An 18,210-nucleotide genomic window follows, 5' to 3' on the forward strand; every position below is an offset into this window, starting at 1 on the left:
TTTGTCCCCTGACGCCCGGCCGGACGACGGGATGCCGGAGTTTGCGCCGCCCATGGTGCGTTGGCGGACGGCCCGCGGGGCCGCCGTCCTGCTTGCTGTGGTTGCGGTGCTGCTCGGCGGCTGGTTCTGGTGGCGGGCCCCCGGCACCACGCCGCAGGTCATGCCCCTGAGTGAGACGTCAACCACTGCCGCGGCCGTGGAGACTGCGCCCGCCGCACCGGTCGAGCGGGTCGTCGTGCACGTCACGGGCGCCGTCACCCGGCCGGGGGTGCTCACCCTGGCGGCGGGCAGCCGGCTCCACGAGGCGATCGCTGCCGCCGGCGGGGCCACCTCCACCGCGGACCTGGACCGGCTGAACCTGGCCGCGGCCGTGGAGGACGGCCAAAAAATCGTCGTGCCCGAACGTGGCAGCTCCGAGGCGCAGGATTCGCAGGGCGGGGTGCCGGCGGAGGGAGGCAGGTCCTCCGCCAGCAACGAAAGCGGGTCCGGCGGGACAGGTGGCGGCAGCGGAAGCGGGTCCGGGGCTTCAGGGAACGGGACCGCGAAGGTCAACCTCAACACCGCCGACGCGGAGGAACTCGCCACACTGCCGCGGGTGGGGCCGGTGCTCGCCCAGCGCATTGTGGACTGGCGCAAACAACACGGCCGGTTCACCCGGGTCGAGGAGCTCGACGCCGTGGACGGCGTCGGGCCCAAACTCCTCGAGGCCCTGCTGCCGCTGGTGCGGATCTGACATGCCGCGCGAACACCGGAATCAGGACCCCGGGCACCAGCATCGTCCCTGGCAGGCTTACCGGGACGCCGCGGTCACCAGCCTGTCGCACCGGCCGAAGTCGCCGGACACTTCAGCCGCCCTGACGGACAAGCACAAGCGAAAGAAGTCGGACGGGCAGGCACGGTCCTTGCGGGCGGCCAGCATCAGGGGGCGGCTGGAGGCGCACCTCGGAAAGACGCTGTCCGGCTGGCTCCCATGGGTGTCGAACACCCGGCAGTCGAGTCACGCGTCTGCCCCGCGGAACGGTCCGCCCGACCGCGGAGCCCGGCGGCGGAGCGACCTGCGCCTCGTGCCGGCCGCATTGCTGGTCTGGGCCAGCTCCCTGGCCGGCGCGTGGATCCGGCCGCTCGATCAGGCACTGATCTGCGCCGTGTTCCTCGCGGGCATCGTCTTCCTGCTGATGCGGAAACGGACGGCCGAACGGGGCGGGAAAGGCCACGCCCGGCGAAGCGCAAGGGCGACCCTGGCCGTGGGACTCGCCCTCGCCGCCGGGGCCGGATCGCATGCCGGCGCCGCCGCCACCGAACGGCAGCAGGGCGCTGTGGCTGAAGCCTTCGCCGCCCGCGCGTCCGTCGTGGCAGAACTGGACATCACCGCCGCTCCGGAACGACTCGCCGCACCGCCGGGCCGCGGCGCCCCCGCGCGATGGTCCGTCGAGGCGACCCTCCGCACCCTCATCCACGATGGCCACCGCATCGGGACGGCCACCCCGCTGACGGTCCTCGGCGGGGAGGACTGGGCCGGTGTGGAACAAGGCCAGCACATTCGCGCCACCGGGAAGCTCAAAGCCGCCGAGGCCGGGCGCACCCAGGCCGGGACGCTCTCCGCCACCACTTCCCCGGTTCCGCTAGCCGGGACGGACGGCACCGGGGGTGATCCGGAGGCGGCGTTGTCCGGGCTGCGCGCCCGCTACACGGCGGCCGCCCGGACACTGCCCGGTGACGCCCGCGGACTGCTTCCCGGCATGGTCACGGGCGACACCTCCGGCCTGGACCCCGGACTCGCCGCGGCGATGAAGGCCGTCGGCATGACCCACCTGACCGCCGTGAGCGGGGCCAACTGCAGCCTGGTGCTCGGAGCGCTCCTCCTCGGGGCGCGGAGCCTGCGGCTTCCCCGTCCCGTTGCCGCGGGGCTGGCGCTGGCCGGGCTGGCTCTGTTCGTGGCGCTCGTGGGCCCGGATGCGAGTGTCCTGCGCGCCGCCTGCATGGGTGCCGTCGGGCTGGCAGCGGTCGCGGCGGGGCGGTCCGGGCAGGCGCTGAGCCTGTTGTGCACGGCGGTGATCGGGCTGCTCCTGATGGACCCCGGGCTGGCGGATGACTTCGGGTTCCTGCTGTCGGTCCTCGCGACCCTCGGCATCATCGCAGCCGGGCGGCCCGTGATTGCGTGGTTTCCGGCCACGGTGCCCCGCGCCGTAGCCGCCGGCGTCGCCGTGCCGTTCGCCGCCCAGTTGTTCTGCGGCCCGGTCATCGTCCTCCTGCAGCCTAGCTTTTCGACGTATGCCCTCGCGGCGAACCTCGCTGCGGCCGTCCTGGTGGCACCGGTGACGCTGCTGGGCACGGCCGCAGTACCGCTCCTCGCGGTGTCACCGGCCCTCGCGTCCGCGCCGATGGCCGTGGCTGGGATCTGCGCAGCCGGGGTTGGGGCCGCCGCCCGCTTCTTCGCCGGGCTCCCGGGAGCCGCGCTTGCGTGGCCGGAGGGCGGGGTGGGAGCCTCGTCCATGGTGCTGCTGTCCGTCCTAACCCTCGGCGCCGCCTGGCTGCTCTGCCACCCGGTGCGGGCGTGGCTTCTCATTCTCGCGATGCACGGCCGGACGGTGCGGGTACTGGCCCTGCTGCCGGACGGACGTGACTGGGCTCCCCGCGGCTTGGCGGTCCGCCGACGCCGTGGGACGCTTAGACTCTACAAACCAACCCCCCGGAGGAATCACCAGTGGCTGCTGCCCAGAACCCACGCACCAAGGCCGCGGCCACGAACACCGCCACCTGGCGGGACGTGACGCCTGCTCCCGTGGTGCTGGTGGGCGGCCCCGAGGATTACCTGGCGTCCCGCGCTATGGACCGGCTGCGGCAACTGGTCCGTGCGGCAGCTCCCGACGTCGAGGTGACCCGCATGAGCGCAGCTGCCTACGAACCCGGCGCGCTGGCCATGAACGTCAGTCCGTCCCTCTTCGGTGAGCAAAAGCTGATCGAGGTCGAGGCGCTGGAATCGATGAACGACGCGTTCCTGGCCGACGCCCTGAAGTATCTGGCGCAGCCCGAACCTGACGCGGTCATGGTGATGCGGCACGGCGGCGGAGTCCGCGGCAAGAAGCTGCTGGACGCCATCAAGGCCGGCGGCTGGCCGGTGGTCGACTGCCAGCCGCTGAAGAAGGACGCCGAGAAGATTTCCTTCGTCATGACAGAGTTCAAGGCCGCCTCGCGACGGATCGAACCCGACGCCGTCCAGGCCCTGATCAACGCCGTCGGGGCGAGCCTGGCCGAACTCGCCGCCGCCTGTAGCCAGCTGATCGCCGACGCCACCACAGCCGTCGACGCCGATATGGTGGACCGTTATTACGGCGGCCGGGTTGAGGCCTCCGGGTTCAAGGTCGCCGACGCCGCCATGGCGGGCAACGCCCCGCTCGCTCTTTCCACTCTGCGCCATGCGCTGGATACCGGGGCCGACCCGGTCCCGATCGTCGCCGCGCTGGCGGCCAAACTGCGGTCCCTGGCCAAGGTCGCCGGGGCGCAGGGTTCCTCGGCCCAGATCGCCAAGCAGCTTGGCATGCAACCCTGGCTGGTGGAGCAGGCCCAGCGGGACGTCCGCCGGTGGACCCCGGAGGGGCTGGTGCGCTCCATCCAGGTCACCGCCGAAGCGGACGCGCAGGTCAAGGGGCTGTCCCGGGACCCGGTCTACGCCGTCGAACACGCCGTCACGGTCATCGCCGGCTCCGTCCGCCGCTAGGTCCGGCAGGGTCGTCGCCGGACCTCAAAGCCAGTACGGCAGACCGCCTCACCGGAACGCCAAGGCCATGGCCCGGCGACCCGGAAGCCCGGTTAACTGGCTGTGGCCGGCACCTTGGCGGTGCCGGCCACAATCATCAGTTCAGCTGAACTGGAAAACCTTAGAGTGCGTTGACCTTCTTGGAGATCGCCGACTTGCGGTTTGCAGCGTTGTTCTTGTGCAGAACACCCTTGCTGACAGCCTTGTCGAGCTTCCGGCTGGCGGAAACCAGTGCAGCAGACGCGGCATCCTTGTCGTCGGACGCAACGGCGGTGTTGACGGCGCGGATGGCCGTCTTCAGCTCGGACTTGACTGCGTTGTTGCGCAGGCGAGCCTTTTCGTTGGTCAGGATGCGCTTCTTCTGGGACTTGATATTAGCCACGTGTGAACTCTCTTTTTCAATGCGGAAAATGGTCTAGAGGGCTTTCAGATTGGCCATTGACTGAGCGGCGTGGGGATACCTATGGCGACCAACCATCTGTGGCCGTCGACCTGCACGGACACACAGCTGTCAATAATAGCAGAAACGCCCGCCTGATGACGAGATGCCCGGTGACGGGACGGCCGTCAGGACCAGCCCTGCCGGTCGCGGAGCGCAGCGGCCACCCCGCGGAACCGCCCGGCATCCAGAATGGCACCCTCCCGGCGGACGGCCGCCGGGTCGATCTGCAGAACCCGGTCCAGCCGCGCCTCGCTGGGCCGCCGTTGACGGTCCCAGGGCCCCGTCCCGATGTCCACGTAGTTCGCCGCCCGCCGCGGATCGCCGTCGTGGTCCTTGCTGGTGAGCATCAGGCCGAGGAGATAACGTCCCTTGCTTCCCACCAGCAGCACGGGGCGGTCCTTGCCTTGGCTGTGGTCCTCCTCGAACGGCACCCAGGTCCAGATGATCTCCCCGGGCTCGGGCACCCCATTGGCGTTCGGCGCATACCTGACCGTGGCCTTGCCGCGGAAGTCCCCGGGATAGGAGCCGGGAACAGGTCCGCCGCGGCGCGGACCGGACGACGTCCCGGCCGGGGGAGCGGCCGGCGCGCCGCCGATGCCGAGGAAGCGGAGCGTGCCGCGGACGGCCTTGCCGAGGGAGCGAAGGTTCAATGCCATGGGCAAACCCTACCGGCGCCGGGTTCGGACGGGCCGGAATGCAGACCCACGCGCCGGGACGTGGGAGACTAGGGAGACGAGAATTGCGGCCTTCGGCAGCACGGCGCGACGCCGGCTGTTCAGCCCGCGGACAAAACCTTCACCAGTTCAGCCAAGAGTTAGGACCCTGCGTGTCTCCCATGGCCCGCACCGCCCCGGTGCCTGCCGCAACAGATCCGGCCCTCATCCGGAACTTCTGCATCATTGCGCACATTGACCACGGCAAGTCCACGCTGGCCGACCGGATGCTCCAGTTCACCGGCATCGTCCAGTCCCGTGACATGAAGGCCCAGTACTTGGACCGCATGGACATCGAGCGGGAACGCGGCATCACCATCAAGTCGCAGGCCGTCCGGATGCCGTGGGAGCTCGAGGGCACCAGCTACGCGCTGAACATGATCGACACCCCCGGCCACGTCGACTTCACCTACGAGGTGTCCCGGTCCCTGGCCGCCTGTGAGGGCGCCGTGCTGCTGGTCGACGCCGCGCAGGGCATTGAGGCGCAGACCCTCGCCAACCTCTACCTGGCGATGGAGAACAACCTCACCATCATTCCGGTCCTGAACAAGATCGACCTGCCGGCCGCCCAGCCGGAGAAGTACGCCGAGGAGCTCGCGAACCTGATCGGCGGCGACCCGGAGGACGTGCTGCGGGTTTCCGGTAAGACTGGCGCCGGCGTCGAGGCCCTCCTGGACAAGATTGTCCGCGACCTGCCCGCCCCCGTCGGCGATCCCGATGCCCCCGCCCGGGCCATGATCTTCGACTCGGTCTACGACACCTACCGCGGCGTGGTGACCTACGTCCGCGTTGTCGACGGCATGCTCCACCCGCGCGAACGCATCCAGATGATGTCCACCCGCGCCACCCACGAACTGCTGGAGATCGGGGTCAGCTCCCCGGAGCCCACGCCGTCCAAGGGCCTGGGCGTCGGCGAGGTGGGCTACCTGATCACCGGCGTGAAGGACGTCCGCCAGTCCAAGGTGGGCGACACCGTCACCAACATGGCCAAGCCCGCCACGCAGTCGCTGGCCGGATACGCGGACGCCAAGCCCATGGTCTTCTCCGGCCTGTACCCGCTGGACGGCACCGACTACCCGGTCCTCCGCGACGCGCTGGAGAAGCTGATGCTCAACGACGCCGCGCTGGTCTACGAGCCGGAGACCTCCGCCGCGCTGGGCTTCGGCTTCCGCGTGGGCTTCCTGGGCCTGCTGCACCTGGAGATCACCCGGGAACGGCTGGAACGCGAATACAACCTGGACCTGATCTCCACCGCCCCGAACGTCGAGTACGAGGTCACGCTGGAGGACAAGAAGGTCATTCACGTGACCAACCCCAGCGAGTACCCCACGGGCAAGGTCGCCGAGGTCCGCGAACCGATGGTCTCCGCAACCATCCTGGCGCCGAACGAGTTTGTCGGCGCCATCATGGAGCTCTGCCAGAGCCGCCGTGGCGTCATGGGCGGCATGGACTACCTCTCCGAGGACCGCGTCGAGATCCGCTACCGGCTCCCGCTGGCCGAGATCGTCTTCGACTTCTTCGACATCCTCAAGTCCCGCACCCGCGGCTACGGCTCGCTGGACTGGAAGGCCGACGGCGACCAGGTCGCCGACCTGGTCAAGGTCGACATCATGCTCCAGGGCGAGCAGGTGGACGCATTCAGCGCCATCACCCACCGGGATAAGGCCTACGCCTACGGTGTGATGATGACCGGCAAGCTGCGCGAACTGATCCCGCGGCAGCAGTTCGAGGTGCCCATCCAGGCCGCCATCGGCTCCCGCATCATCGCCCGCGAGAGCATCCGCGCCATCCGCAAGGACGTTCTGGCCAAGTGCTACGGCGGTGACATCACCCGAAAGCGCAAACTGCTCGAGAAGCAGAAGGAAGGCAAGAAGCGCATGAAGATGGTGGGCCGCGTCGAGGTACCGCAGGAGGCGTTCATCGCCGCCCTGACCACGGAAGAATCCAAGGACAAGGCCAAGAAGTAACCATGCCAAGCGCACTACCCCTCGGCGACCCCGCGCCGTCGGACGGGCTGCTGCCCGCCCAGGCGCTGGAGGGCGCCGGGGACCGGGCCTTCGGGCTCTACGTCCACATCCCGTTCTGCGCGGTGCGCTGCGGCTACTGCGACTTCAACACCTACACCGCCACGGAACTCGGCGGCGGGGCGTCCCAGGATGCCTACGCCGACACCGCCGTCGCGGAGGTCGGATTCGCGGCCCGCGCCCTGGCCGATTCCGGGTTGCCGGAGCGTCCGCTCAGCACCGTCTTCTTCGGCGGCGGCACCCCCACCCTCCTCCCTGCGGAAGACCTGGCCCGCATCCTGCGCGCCGCCGTTGACACCTGGGGCCTTGCCCCCGGCGCCGAGGTGACCACCGAGGCGAACCCGGACTCGGTGACCCGCGAGTCCCTTCAGCTTCTGGCCGACGCCGGCTTCACCCGGGTGTCTTTCGGGATGCAGTCCGCCGTGCCGCACGTGCTCAAGGTCCTGGACCGGACCCACACGTCCAGCCGGGTGCCCCTGGTGGTGGAGTGGGCACGGGAGGCCGGGCTGGCCGTCAGCCTCGACCTGATTTACGGCACGCCCGGCGAGTCGCTGGAGGACTGGCGCCAATCGCTGGAGACCGCCTTGTCCTACCGCCCGGACCACATCAGCGCCTACGCCCTGATCGTCGAGGAGGGCACCAAGCTCGCCACCCAGATCCGCCGCGGCGAGGTCCCGGGGATTGATGACGACGACCACGCGGCCAAGTACGAGCTGGCCGACGAACTCATTTCCGCCGCCGGGCTGGGCTGGTACGAGGTCAGCAACTGGGCGGCGACGCCGGAGCAGGCCTGCCGCCACAACCTCGCCTACTGGCGCGGGGACGACTGGTGGGGGATCGGGCCGGGGGCCCACTCGCACGTCGGCGGCGTCCGCTGGTGGAACGTCAAGCACCCCGTCGCCTACGCCGCCCGGCTGGACTCCGGCGCCTCCCCGGCGGCCGGCCGGGAAACCCTGGACTCGGAGACCCGCAATGTCGAGCGCATCATGCTCGAGGCGCGGCTGGTCTCCGGCCTGGACATCCCCAGCCTGGGCGGGCTGGAGGAAACCGGCCGGCACGCCGTCGCGGGACTGATCGCCGACGGACTCGTGGAACCGGCACAGGCCTTTCGCGGCCGGCTGGTCCTCACGCTGAAGGGCCGCCTCCTGGCCGACGCCGTCGTCCGACGGCTGCTGCCGGACTAACACTGCCGGACCAGCGAGCCGCGCACACCAGACAAAAACGGGCACGCCGGGAGAAATCCCGGGGTGCCCGTTGACGTTGTGGGAACCGGCGCTATTTGATCCAGCGCAGGTTGAACTCGTAGCGGTGCGGCTGGCCGCGGTTGACGTGGATGCCGGCCGCCACGGAGAAGCAGGCCAGCGCGATCCAGATGACCGTGGCCAGGACCGCGAACAGGTTGCCCACCACGGGGACGAACACCAGCAGGTTGGCCACCACGGCCGCGATCGTCGGCGGCAGGGTGAAGTTTAGCGCTTCCTTGGACTCCTGGGCGGTGAAGGGGCCGCGGTCCTTGAAGATCAGGTAGATCAGCAGCGACGGGATGCAGCCGAGGATGCCTCCGAAGTGCGACAGGGTGGCCCACTGACGGTCCTCGCTGGCGGTCAGGGGAAGCGCATTTGCGGGAACGCCATGGTACTGCGACTGGCCGTGACCGGCCTGGGGGTCCGTGTGTTCGCGTGCGTCTTCTGCCACGTTTCGTCCTTTGGATTGCGGTGGAGCGTTGGTACCTGTGCGGGCGCGGCCACCGTCACAACGCGGCGGCCACCGTATCAAGAATACTTGCTTGGGCGCCGACGCCCGCCACCTTGCCGGACGGGCCCTACTGTTCCGGGGCGGTGAGGAAGTCGATGACCTCCTCCACCCGGCCTAGAAGCGAGGGTTCCAGGTCGGCATAGCTGCGAACGGCGCCGAGGAGTTTCTGCCAGCCCAACCCGATGTCCTCCTTGGTGCTGTGCGGCCAGCCGAAGGCGGTCAGGATGCCGGTCTTCCAGTCCACGCCGCGGGGGATCACGGGCCAGCGTTCGATGCCCAGCACGGACGGCCGGATGGCCTGCCAGACGTCGATGTACGGGTGGCCGACGATCAGGACGTTTCCGCGGGCTCCGGGGGAGGCCATGACGGCCTCGGCGATCCGGGACTCCTTGGAGTCTGCCACCAGGTGGTCCACCAGGACGCCGAGGCGGCGGCCGGGACCCGGACGGAAGTCCTTGACCGCGGCTGCGAGATCGTCGATGCCGTGCAGGGGCTCGACGACGATGCCCTCGACCCGGAGATCGTCGCCCCAGACCTTCTCGACCAGTTCGGCGTCGTGCTTGCCCTCAACCCAGATCCGGCTGGCCTTGGCCACCTGCGCCCGCTGGACCGCCACGCGCACCGAGCCGGACGCCGTGCGTGTCCCGGTGGCCGGTCCTGCGGCCGCCCGGGGTGCCGGCGGCATCAGCCGGATGGGCCGGCCCTCCAGGAGGAAGCCGTAGCCGAGTCGGAAAGTCCGGGACTTCCCGCGCCGGTCCTCAAGGGCCACGACGTGCATGCCGCCGGACTTCTCCACCCGGGTGACGGCACCAACCCAGCCGGACTGCACGTCCTCGAGGACCATGCCGCGCTGCACCGGGACCTCGGGCAGCTGGGAAGGGGCGGGGGCGGTGAGGTCCTGCGGGCCCCAGTTCTGATAGGACATCGGTTACACACTGCTTTGCATCGGGGCGGAACTGCAACGGGGAACTGCATGGGGCCGGGGTGGTGGCCGGCCGCGCCGGGCAGTCGCCCGGCTTGCCACGGTCACGCCCGGAGCGAATCCAATGCTAACAACGCGGCCGGACATATTAGACTGGTTAGCACTGAGGCATGCCGAGTGCTAACCCCCGGGTTCTTTCGGGCGGCGGGCGCCGGTTGACGGTTGAGGCTCGATTGGAGGTGCGGCGTGAGCGAACCACGCAAACTCGAAGTGCTGCGCGCCATCGTGGAGGACTACGTCCATTCCCGTGAACCCGTGGGCTCCAAGGCGCTGGTGGAACGCCACCACCTGGGCGTCTCCAGCGCAACGATCCGCAACGACATGGCCGCGCTGGAGGACGAGGGGCTGATCACCGCCCCGCACACCAGCGCCGGCCGGATCCCCACGGACAAGGGCTACCGGCTCTTCGTGGACCGCATCTCCGCGGTCAAGCCGCTGTCCCCGGCGGAGCGGCGGTCCATCCAGGCCCTGCTGGAGGGCTCCGAAGACCTCGACGACGTCCTGGACCGGACGGTGCGCCTGCTGGCGCAACTGACCAACCAGGTGGCCGTGGTGCAGTACCCGCTGCTCAGCCGGGCCCGGGTGCGGCACATCGAGTTCGTGCTGCTGGCACCGCGAAAAGTGCTGACCGTGCTCATCGCGGACACCGGCAAGGTCGAACAGCGCGTCATCGACGTCGGCCAGGACCTTGGCGACGAGACCCTCGCCGAACTGCGGGGCGTCTTCCTCGGCCGGCTCGGCGGCACCCCGTTGAGCCTGCTCCCGCAGACTTTGCCCGACGTCGTCGACAGCACCGCCCCCGCCCGCCGCGGCGCCGCCCAGGCGCTGGCCCGCGGACTGGAGGCGCTGGCCGCCAGCAGCCGCGAGGAGCGGATGGTGATGGCCGGCACGGCCAACCTCGCCCGCTCCAACGTTGACTTCCCGCTGAGCATCGGTCCCGTCCTCGAGGCCCTCGAGGAGCAGGTGGTCATGCTCCGGCTGCTCTCGGACATGGCCGAGGACCCCCGCGGCGTGACCGTCAGCATCGGCCGGGAGAACCCCTACGACGGGCTCTCCGAGGCCTCCGTGGTGGCCACCGGGTACGGCCCCGACGCCACCGCCAAGGTGGGCATCCTCGGCCCCACCCGGATGGATTACCCCACCACCATGGCCGCCGTCCGCGCGGTGGCCCGCTACCTTTCACGGATCCTCGGGCCCTGACCGGCCGGATCCACCACCAGGCTTGTCGCCCAGCACCGGCAGTACAAAAAGGAAGAGATACACACTTTGAGCAGCCACTACGACGTTCTTGGAGTCTCCCGCGAAGCAACAGGCGAGGAAATCAAGAAGGCCTACCGCAAACTCGCGCGGACCCTGCACCCGGACGTCAACCCGGGCGAGGACGCGTCCGAGCGCTTCAAGGCGGTCACCCACGCCTACGAGGTGCTCTCCGACCCGCAGAAGCGCCGCGTCTACGACACCACCGGCAACGAGAACGGCACGGACAACGGCTTCGGCGGCGGCAGCTACGCCGGCCAGGGCTTCGCGTTCCAGGACATCTTCGAAACCTTCTTCGGCGGCGCCGCCGGAGCCGGCGGCCCGGCCTCCCGCGTCCGCCGCGGCCAGGACGCGCTGATCAGCGTCCGGATCGAGCTGCGCGACGCCGTCTTCGGCGTCAACAAGAAGCTCGAGGTGGACACCGCCGTCACCTGCCCCACCTGTGAGGGCTCCTGCTGCCGCGAGGGCAGCCACCCCGAACGCTGCGACATTTGCGGCGGCAGCGGCCAGGTCCAGCGCCCGGTCCGCTCCATCCTGGGCCAGGTCATGACCACCGCCCCGTGCGGCAGCTGCGAGGGCTTCGGCACCGTCATCAAGGACCCCTGCAATGAGTGCGCCGGCCAGGGCCGGATCCGCAGCCGTCGGTCCCTGACCGTCAAGGTCCCCGCCGGCGTCGCCACCGGCACCCGGATCCAGCTCTCCGGCCAGGGCGAGGCCGGCCCGGCGGGCGGCCCCTCCGGCGACCTGTACGTGGAGATCCGGGTCAACAACGACGCGACCTTCGTCCGCGAGGGCGACGACCTGCACGCCAGCCTCACCATTCCGATGACGGCCGCGGCCCTCGGCACCGAGCTGACCCTGGACACCTTCGACGGGCAGCAGGAGATCGACGTTAAGAGCGGCACCCAGTCCGGCGAGGTCATCACCCTGCGCGGGCTCGGCGTCACCCACCTGCGCGGCTACGGCCGCGGCGACCTCAAGGTGCACCTCCAGGTGGAGACCCCCGCCAAGCTCGACGCCGCCCAGGAGGACCTCATGCGCCAGCTGGCCAAGCTCCGCGGCGAGCAGTTCACCGAGGGCAAGCTGGCCGCCAGCGGCGGGGTCTTCGCCAAGCTGCGGGACCGCCTCGGTAACCTGTAGCGGTGAGCAACCCGGTCTTCTTCACCCCCGCCGGAACCCTGGACAACCAGGCCCCCGGTTCCACCTTCGTGCTGGACGGCGCCGAGGCGCGGCATGCCGTCACGGTCAAGCGCCTCGCTGCTGGGGAGCAGGTGGACATCGCCGACGGCGCCGGCCGCCGGATCACCGGCACGGTCACCGCCGCCGGGCCCCAGGAGCTGACGCTCGAGTGCACCGCGGTCAACGACGAGCCGCGTCCCGCGGTGCGGCTGGTGCTGGTGCAGGCCCTGGCGAAGGGTGACCGGGACGAACTCGCGGCCGAGACCGCGACGGAGCTGGGGATCGACGCCGTCGTCCCGTGGCAGGCCGAACGGTCGATCGTCCGCTGGAAGCCCGAACGCGCCGCGAAGGCGCACGCCAAGTGGCAGTCCGTGGTGACGGCGGCGGCGAAACAGGCCCGCAGGGCCTGGATCCCCGAGGTTCGCGCCGCGGTGGACGGCGGCTCGCTGCAGGCGGCCGTCGCCGCCACGGTGACTTCCGGCGGCCTCGCCGTCATCCTGCACGAAGACGCCGTCCGGCCGCTGCGCCGGGTGCTGGCCGACTGGCAGGAGAGCGTTAATAGCGCGGACGACGGCGCGGCGCCGCGCGAGGTGCTGCTGATCGTGGGACCGGAGGGCGGGATCAGCCCGCGGGAGGTCACCCGGCTCTGTGATGCCGGGGCCGTGACCGCGCTGTTGGGGCACCACGTGCTGCGGTCCTCCACCGCCGGGCCCGCGGCCACCGTGCTGGCCAGCGACATCCTGGGCCGCTGGTAGCGGCTACCCGGCAGGCTGCTTAGCGGTGTTTTAGGTGGTCAATTAACCGGGCTATTTGACGGTGCTATTGGACCGGGCTACTTAACCGTGAAGCCGCGGGTGTCGACGTTGAGGTCGGTGGCCTTGCCGTTCGCGTCCACCTGGGACACCCGCGCCTCGTAGCTGCCCGGTCCCAGGTTCAGGGTGAAGCTGAACAGCCCCGACTGCTGCGCGTCTGCCGCCGCGGTCATCATGCCGCTCTGGTACGGGGTCTTGGCGTTGCCGTCGACCTTCTGGATCTCCCAGCGGAGCTTCCCGCCCGGCGAGGTGCTGCGGCCGGAGATCTTTACCGCGCCGTCGGCCACGGTGGTGCCCTCCTGCGGGTCGATGATCCACACCGGCGCCACCATGCCGGCGCTGCGGGAGGTGGGTGCGCCCAGCCGGACCCGGTTGAACGCGACGTAGTCGGTGTGGCCGTCCACAAGGATGACCACCTGGATCTGCTGCCCGGAGTCCGTCAGCCCGGCGCTGGCCGCGGCGGCGGTGGCCGTGTAGACCAGCTGCTGGATGGCGCGCTCGGCCATGTCGGCGTCGAGGTTGCTGTTGAACGCGTCGGAGGACACGTCCACCGTGATGGTGTTCTTGCCGGAGATCGACGTGGCGAGCTTGCGCGGATTCTGCCACGGGGTGAAGAAGTCAGGGTCCAGCGGCTTCTGGGACATCATCACCCGCAACGCGCGGGTCACGGGGTTGTCGTCCTCGGAGACGTCCCGGAATTCGCGGTAGAGGAAGACGTTGTTGTTGCTGCGGCCGATCCAGTACACCGGGGCCTTGTTGGAGGCCTGCGCGGATTCCAGCGGGGCGCTCGTGGCGGTGGTCCCGTCCGCGGGTCCCGGCACCGTCTGGGTGGGGGAGCCGGCATCGGTGATGTCCTGCCGGGGGTTGGCGACGCAACCGGAGAGCACCAGGGAAGCGGGCAGCACGACCAGCAGCAGGCCGCGGCGCATGCGCCGTGCCGCCGTCGCGGTCCTCGTGCCCTGACTGCTGGCGCCCTTGATGCCGATTGCGGTGCTCCCTCTCGCGGTGGTCGTTGATGTGCGGGCCGTCGCCGGCCGGGACCGATAGGCCCAATCCAGCATGGCACAGGGGGGGTGCCCGCCGGCGGGGAAGCGGGGCACCCGAACAAACTGCAACGGGAACGATATGAGGCCGATATGAAGTTGATACCTAAAGCCGGCTAACGGCTGCCGCCACGGCGTCGACGGGACGTCGAACAGGGCGTCGGGCGGGCCACCGGAAGGCGCCGTGGAAGCGGCCGGTGGCGACGGCGGCCCTGCGTTGGGGCGCCCCGTCCGGCCGGGCCTGGAGCGCGGCACGGCGGCGGTCTCCTGACGTAAGATGGGAGGACCGCCGGACCCGGCGACGCCGCACCTCACGGCGGCCAGACGGGAGCGGCGGCGACGGAGCATATTCGAGCTGGAGGGAACCAGAGGCCCGCGGGCCATCACCATGACTGAAGCAGCCAACGGCAAGGCCCGGACCACCGCGGGCGAACGCACCACCGGGGAATTTCCCCACTCCATCCCAGGCGTGCGGACGGAGGTCGTGGTCTTCGAGAACTCGGGCCAGATGGTGCAGTCGCTGGGCAGCCACGACGAGGCGCTGCGCTTCATCGAATCCCAGTACCCCGGCGTCGACTTCCACGTCCGCGGAAACGAACTCTCCATCAGCGGCCCGCCGGCGGACGTCCCCCGGATCATGCGGCTCCTGAACGAGGTGCGCGGCCTGGTGGCCCGCGGCACGGTCATCACCCCGGCCGTCCTGCAGCAGCTCGTCTCCATGCTCCGCAGCCAGTCGCTGCAGAACCCGGTGGAGGTGCTGACCACCAACATCCTCTCCAGCCGCGGCAAGACCATCCGGCCCAAGACGCTGAACCAGAAGAACTACGTGGACGCCATCGACGCGAACACCGTGATCTTCGGCATCGGTCCCGCCGGCACGGGCAAGACCTACCTGGCCATGGCCAAGGCCGTGCAGGCGCTGCAGCAGAAGGAAGTCAGCCGGATCATCCTCACCCGCCCCGCCGTCGAGGCCGGTGAGCGGCTCGGCTTCCTGCCCGGAACGCTGAGCGACAAGATCGATCCCTACCTGCGGCCGCTCTACGACGCGCTGCACGACATGATGGACCCGGAGTCCATCCCGCGCCTGATGGCCGCGGGCACCATCGAGGTGGCCCCGCTGGCCTACATGCGCGGCCGGACCCTGAACGACGCCTTCATCATCCTGGACGAGGCCCAGAACACGACGCCGGAGCAGATGAAGATGTTCCTCACCCGCCTGGGCTTCGGCTCCAAGATGGTGGTCACCGGCGACATCACCCAGGTGGACCTGCCGTTTGGCACCCGGTCCGGCCTGCGGATCGTCGAGGACATCCTGCAGGGCATCGAGGACGTCAACTTTTCCGTCCTGGACGCCGCCGACGTCGTCCGGCACCGGCTGGTGGGCGACATCGTCAACGCCTACAGCGTCTGGGACGAAACACAACGAAACCGGGTCAAGCACTCCGTCGCCCGGGACAACCGGGGAGAACACGCATGAGCATCGAGGTCAACAACGAATCCGGCATCGCCGTCGACGAGGCCGAACTGGTGGCGCTGGCCCGGTACGTCTTCGAACGGCTCTTCATCCACCCGCAGGCGGAGCTGTCCATCCTCCTGGTGGACGAGCCCGCAATGGAAAAGCTGCACATCGAACTGATGGACGAGCCGGGTTCCACCGACGTGCTCTCCGTCCCGATGGACGAGCTGACCCCCGGCACCCCGGACAAGCCCACCCCGCAGGGCATGCTCGGTGACATCGCCATCTGCCCGCAGGTGGCCGAGATCCAGGCCCAGAACGCCGGCCACTCCACCCAGGACGAGATGCTGCTGCTCACCACGCACGGCATCCTGCACCTGCTCGGCTTCGACCACGCCGAGCCGGAGGAGAAGGAAGAGATGTTCGGCCTGCAGCGCGAACTCCTCTCCGGCTTCACCGGCCGGGAAGCCCCGGCAGAGACGATTCAGTGACCCCACTGATCCTGGCCGGCATGTCGCTGGTCTTCCTGAGTTTTGCCGCGCTCCTGACAGCGGCCGAGGCAGCCTTCAACTACCTCCCACGGCACGACGCCGAGGCGGCGGTGCTGAACAGCCGCGGCACCGCCCTCAAACGGATTCTCGCCCAGCCGGTGGCGCACATGCGTGCCCTGCGGTTCTGGCGGATCTGGTTCGAGATGGCCTCCGCCGTGGCCGTGACCGTGCTGCTGCACAGCGTGCTGGATAACGTCTGGCTGGCCGGCCTGATCGCCACCGGCATCATGGCGATCCTCGGCTTCGTGATCGTGGGGGTTTCCCCGCGCCAGCTTGGCCGGGTGCACTCCGCCGGGCTGGTGCGCTTCTCCGCCCCGCTGATCCGTTGGCTCTGCTGGGTGCTCGGCCCCATCCCGGGCTGGCTGGTCACCCTCGGCAGCGCCGTCGCCCCCGGCGCCCCGGCGGACAACGAGGCCTTCTTCAGCGAAGAGGAGTTCCGCGAACTCGTCGAACGCGCCAGCGAATCCGAGGTGATCGAGAACGACGAGGCGGAACTGATCCAGTCCGTCTTCGACTTCGGCGACACCCTGGTCCGCGCCGTGATGGTGCCCCGCACGGACATCCTCACCATCGATTCCGGCTCCAGCCTGCACCGGGCCATGTCCCTGTTCCTCCGTTCCGGCTATTCCCGGATCCCGGTGATCGGCGAGAACACCGACCAGGTCCTCGGCATCGTCTACCTCAAGGACGTCGCCGCCGTGATCCACAACCTGGAACCCGGCGTCGAACCGCCCGCGGTGGACGCCCTCGCCCGCGAGGTGCGCTACGTTCCCGACTCCAAGCCCGTCAGCGAACTGCTGCGCGAGCTGCAGAAGGAATCCACCCACGTGGCCATCGTCATCGACGAATACGGCGGCACCGCCGGCCTAGTCACCCTGGAGGACCTGATCGAGGAACTCGTCGGCGAGATCGTCGACGAATACGACACGGAGTCCGCCGAGGCCGTCGAGCTGGGCGACGGCACCTACCGGGTGAGCGCCAAGATGAGCATCGACGACCTGGGCGAACTCTTCGACCTGGAGCTCGACGACGACGAGGTGGACACCGTGGGCGGCCTGCTCGCGAAGGCCCTGGGCCGGGTCCCGATCGTGGGAAGCACCGTCACGGTCGACGGCGTGACCCTCCGCGCCGACCGGCTCGAGGGCCGCCGGAACCGCGTCAGCCACGTCATTGCGGCGGCAGCGCCAAAGGAAGACACTGACCTTGGAGAGCTACTCGACGAGGCCGACACAATGCAACAGGGAGTTCCACGTGAGCAAGCAGAATAAGTCCGACGGCGGAGCGCCCTACGGCGGGTACCGGGCAGGGTTCGCGGTGCTGGTGGGACGCCCCAACGCCGGAAAGTCCACCCTGACCAACGCCCTGGTGGGCCAGAAGGTGGCCATCACCTCCGCCAAGCCGCAGACCACCCGGCACACGATCCGCGGGATCGTGCACCGCGAGGACTCGCAATTGGTCCTGGTGGACACCCCGGGCCTGCACCGGCCCCGCACCCTGCTCGGCAAGCGCCTGAACGAACTCGTGGCGGACACCCTGGCCGAGGTCGATGCGATCGGTTTCTGCCTCCCGGCGAACGAGAAGATCGGCCCCGGCGACAAGTTCATCGCCGCCCAGCTGGCCGCCCTCGGCCGCAAACCCGTGATCGCGCTGGTCACGAAGGCGGACACCGTGGACCGACAGGCCCTCACCGAGCAGCTGCTCGCCGTCGCCGCCCTGGGCCGCGAGGTCCTCGGCGAGGAGGGCTGGAAGGACATCGTCCCCGTCTCCGCCGCCGACGGTTTCCAGGTCGACACGGTCGCCGATGTGCTGATCAGCCATATGCCGCCGTCGCCCCCGCTCTACCCGGACGGCCACCTCACGGACGAGCCCGAGGCCGTGATGATCGCCGAACTGATCCGCGAGGCCGCGCTCGAGGGCGTCCGTGACGAGCTGCCGCACTCCCTGGCCGTCGTCGTGGAGGAAATCGTGCCGCGCGAAGACCGTCCCGAGGACCGTCCTTTCCTGGATGTCCGCGTCAACCTGTACGTCGAACGGCCCTCGCAGAAGGCCATCATCATCGGCAAGGGCGGCGCCCGGCTCCGGGAAGTCGGCACCAACGCGCGAAAGGGCATCGAGGCGATGCTGGGCGCGCGGATCTACCTGGACCTGCACGTGAAGGTCGCCAAGGACTGGCAGCGGGACCCGAAGCAGCTGGTGAAGCTGGGCTTCTGACCCTCCCCGGCCGGCCCCAACCCGCGCA

The 18,210-nt window shown here is 69.6% G+C and carries 17 protein-coding genes; 12 read left to right on the top strand and 5 right to left on the bottom strand.

Features of this window, described 5'->3' with window-relative positions; genetic code table 11:
• The first annotated feature begins 31 nt into the window (after positions 1-31).
• The 3 genes from ACFVY3_RS05285 to holA are packed head-to-tail and all read left to right on the top strand — an operon-like array spanning position 32 to position 3,718.
• Positions 32-733 carry a helix-hairpin-helix domain-containing protein gene (locus tag ACFVY3_RS05285; protein ID WP_400158989.1) on the top strand — a complete coding sequence of 234 codons (702 nt, stop codon included), beginning with the start codon at positions 32-34 and terminating at the stop codon, positions 731-733.
• 1 nt (position 734) lies between these two features.
• Positions 735-2,771 carry a ComEC/Rec2 family competence protein gene (locus tag ACFVY3_RS05290; RefSeq protein ID WP_400158990.1) on the top strand — a complete coding sequence of 679 codons (2,037 nt, stop codon included), beginning with the start codon at positions 735-737 and terminating at the stop codon, positions 2,769-2,771.
• Positions 2,705-3,718: a DNA polymerase III subunit delta gene (gene holA, locus ACFVY3_RS05295; protein WP_400158991.1), complete on the top strand. Its 1,014-nt coding sequence runs from the start codon at positions 2,705-2,707 to the stop codon at positions 3,716-3,718. The genes ACFVY3_RS05290 and holA overlap by 67 nt, the downstream gene beginning before the upstream one ends.
• Positions 3,719-3,878: 160 nt before the next feature.
• Here the strand turns inward: holA and rpsT are convergent, their stop codons facing one another.
• Together rpsT and ACFVY3_RS05305 are read right to left on the bottom strand one after the other, a co-directional pair.
• Positions 3,879-4,139 carry a 30S ribosomal protein S20 gene (gene rpsT, locus ACFVY3_RS05300; protein WP_290257774.1) on the bottom strand — a complete coding sequence of 87 codons (261 nt, stop codon included), beginning with the start codon at positions 4,137-4,139 and terminating at the stop codon, positions 3,879-3,881.
• Between the two features lie 185 nt (positions 4,140-4,324).
• A complete protein-coding gene (locus ACFVY3_RS05305) occupies positions 4,325-4,855 on the bottom strand; it encodes a type II toxin-antitoxin system PemK/MazF family toxin (RefSeq protein WP_400158992.1) in 531 nt (176 codons plus the stop codon).
• 170 nt (positions 4,856-5,025) lie between these two features.
• Between ACFVY3_RS05305 and lepA the strand changes: the two genes are divergently transcribed.
• Both lepA and hemW read left to right on the top strand, forming a co-directional pair.
• Complete coding sequence (gene lepA, locus ACFVY3_RS05310; RefSeq protein ID WP_290257776.1) at positions 5,026-6,879, top strand: translation elongation factor 4; 1,854 nt, start codon at positions 5,026-5,028, stop codon at positions 6,877-6,879.
• Positions 6,880-6,881: 2 nt separating this feature from the next.
• On the top strand, positions 6,882-8,120 hold the full coding sequence (gene hemW, locus ACFVY3_RS05315; RefSeq protein ID WP_400158993.1) for a radical SAM family heme chaperone HemW: 1,239 nt from the start codon (positions 6,882-6,884) through the stop codon (positions 8,118-8,120).
• Positions 8,121-8,211: 91 nt separating this feature from the next.
• Here the strand turns inward: hemW and ACFVY3_RS05320 are convergent, their stop codons facing one another.
• Positions 8,212-8,631, bottom strand: coding sequence for a DUF4870 domain-containing protein (locus ACFVY3_RS05320; protein ID WP_290257778.1), 420 nt, complete (start codon positions 8,629-8,631; stop codon positions 8,212-8,214).
• A gap of 127 nt (positions 8,632-8,758) precedes the next feature.
• Positions 8,759-9,616, bottom strand: a complete 858-nt coding sequence (locus ACFVY3_RS05325) for a DUF3097 domain-containing protein (protein WP_400158994.1) — start codon at positions 9,614-9,616, stop codon at positions 8,759-8,761.
• Positions 9,617-9,859: 243 nt separating this feature from the next.
• Between ACFVY3_RS05325 and hrcA the strand changes: the two genes are divergently transcribed.
• From hrcA to ACFVY3_RS05340, 3 genes are all read left to right on the top strand, one after another.
• Positions 9,860-10,873: a heat-inducible transcriptional repressor HrcA gene (gene hrcA, locus ACFVY3_RS05330; RefSeq protein WP_400158995.1), complete on the top strand. Its 1,014-nt coding sequence runs from the start codon at positions 9,860-9,862 to the stop codon at positions 10,871-10,873.
• Between the two features lie 66 nt (positions 10,874-10,939).
• Complete coding sequence (gene dnaJ / locus ACFVY3_RS05335; RefSeq protein ID WP_377970439.1) at positions 10,940-12,070, top strand: molecular chaperone DnaJ; 1,131 nt, start codon at positions 10,940-10,942, stop codon at positions 12,068-12,070.
• A 2-nt stretch (positions 12,071-12,072) separates the two neighbouring features.
• Complete coding sequence (locus ACFVY3_RS05340; protein ID WP_290257782.1) at positions 12,073-12,864, top strand: 16S rRNA (uracil(1498)-N(3))-methyltransferase; 792 nt, start codon at positions 12,073-12,075, stop codon at positions 12,862-12,864.
• A gap of 77 nt (positions 12,865-12,941) precedes the next feature.
• On the opposite strand, the gene ACFVY3_RS05345 is transcribed toward ACFVY3_RS05340, so the two are convergent.
• Positions 12,942-13,850, bottom strand: coding sequence for a GerMN domain-containing protein (locus ACFVY3_RS05345; RefSeq protein ID WP_400159064.1), 909 nt, complete (start codon positions 13,848-13,850; stop codon positions 12,942-12,944).
• 502 nt (positions 13,851-14,352) lie between these two features.
• Here ACFVY3_RS05345 and ACFVY3_RS05350 point away from each other — a divergent pair.
• From ACFVY3_RS05350 to era, 4 genes are read left to right on the top strand one after another with little or no spacing between them, the layout of a single operon-like run.
• Complete coding sequence (locus ACFVY3_RS05350) at positions 14,353-15,441, top strand: PhoH family protein (RefSeq protein WP_364135588.1); 1,089 nt, start codon at positions 14,353-14,355, stop codon at positions 15,439-15,441.
• Complete coding sequence (ybeY, locus tag ACFVY3_RS05355; RefSeq protein WP_290257784.1) at positions 15,438-15,911, top strand: rRNA maturation RNase YbeY; 474 nt, start codon at positions 15,438-15,440, stop codon at positions 15,909-15,911. The genes ACFVY3_RS05350 and ybeY overlap by 4 nt, the downstream gene beginning before the upstream one ends.
• Positions 15,908-17,239, top strand: coding sequence for a hemolysin family protein (locus tag ACFVY3_RS05360; RefSeq protein WP_290257785.1), 1,332 nt, complete (start codon positions 15,908-15,910; stop codon positions 17,237-17,239). Before ybeY ends, ACFVY3_RS05360 begins: the two co-directional genes overlap by 4 nt.
• Positions 17,223-18,182: a GTPase Era gene (era, locus tag ACFVY3_RS05365; protein WP_400158996.1), complete on the top strand. Its 960-nt coding sequence runs from the start codon at positions 17,223-17,225 to the stop codon at positions 18,180-18,182. Before ACFVY3_RS05360 ends, era begins: the two co-directional genes overlap by 17 nt.
• Positions 18,183-18,210: the final 28 nt, after the last annotated feature.

It is taken from the genome of Arthrobacter sp. BPSS-3 (genome assembly GCF_044628475.1).
GTDB lineage: Bacteria > Actinomycetota > Actinomycetes > Actinomycetales > Micrococcaceae > Arthrobacter.

What these genes read in the sequence shown, in the direction of transcription:
- ACFVY3_RS05325 (WP_400158994.1), bottom strand. Translation starts at nt 9,616, where the DNA reads ATGTCCTATCAGAACTGGGGCCCGCAGGACCTCACCGCCCCCGCCCCT.
- ACFVY3_RS05345 (WP_400159064.1), bottom strand. Translation starts at nt 13,850, where the DNA reads ATGCGCCGCGGCCTGCTGCTGGTCGTGCTGCCCGCTTCCCTGGTGCTC.
- hemW (WP_400158993.1), top strand. Translation starts at nt 6,882, where the DNA reads ATGCCAAGCGCACTACCCCTCGGCGACCCCGCGCCGTCGGACGGGCTG.
- ACFVY3_RS05305 (WP_400158992.1), bottom strand. Translation starts at nt 4,855, where the DNA reads ATGGCATTGAACCTTCGCTCCCTCGGCAAGGCCGTCCGCGGCACGCTC.
- ACFVY3_RS05350 (WP_364135588.1), top strand. Translation starts at nt 14,353, where the DNA reads ATGACTGAAGCAGCCAACGGCAAGGCCCGGACCACCGCGGGCGAACGC.
- ACFVY3_RS05290 (WP_400158990.1), top strand. Translation starts at nt 735, where the DNA reads ATGCCGCGCGAACACCGGAATCAGGACCCCGGGCACCAGCATCGTCCC.
- ybeY (WP_290257784.1), top strand. Translation starts at nt 15,438, where the DNA reads ATGAGCATCGAGGTCAACAACGAATCCGGCATCGCCGTCGACGAGGCC.
- ACFVY3_RS05285 (WP_400158989.1), top strand. Translation starts at nt 32, where the DNA reads ATGCCGGAGTTTGCGCCGCCCATGGTGCGTTGGCGGACGGCCCGCGGG.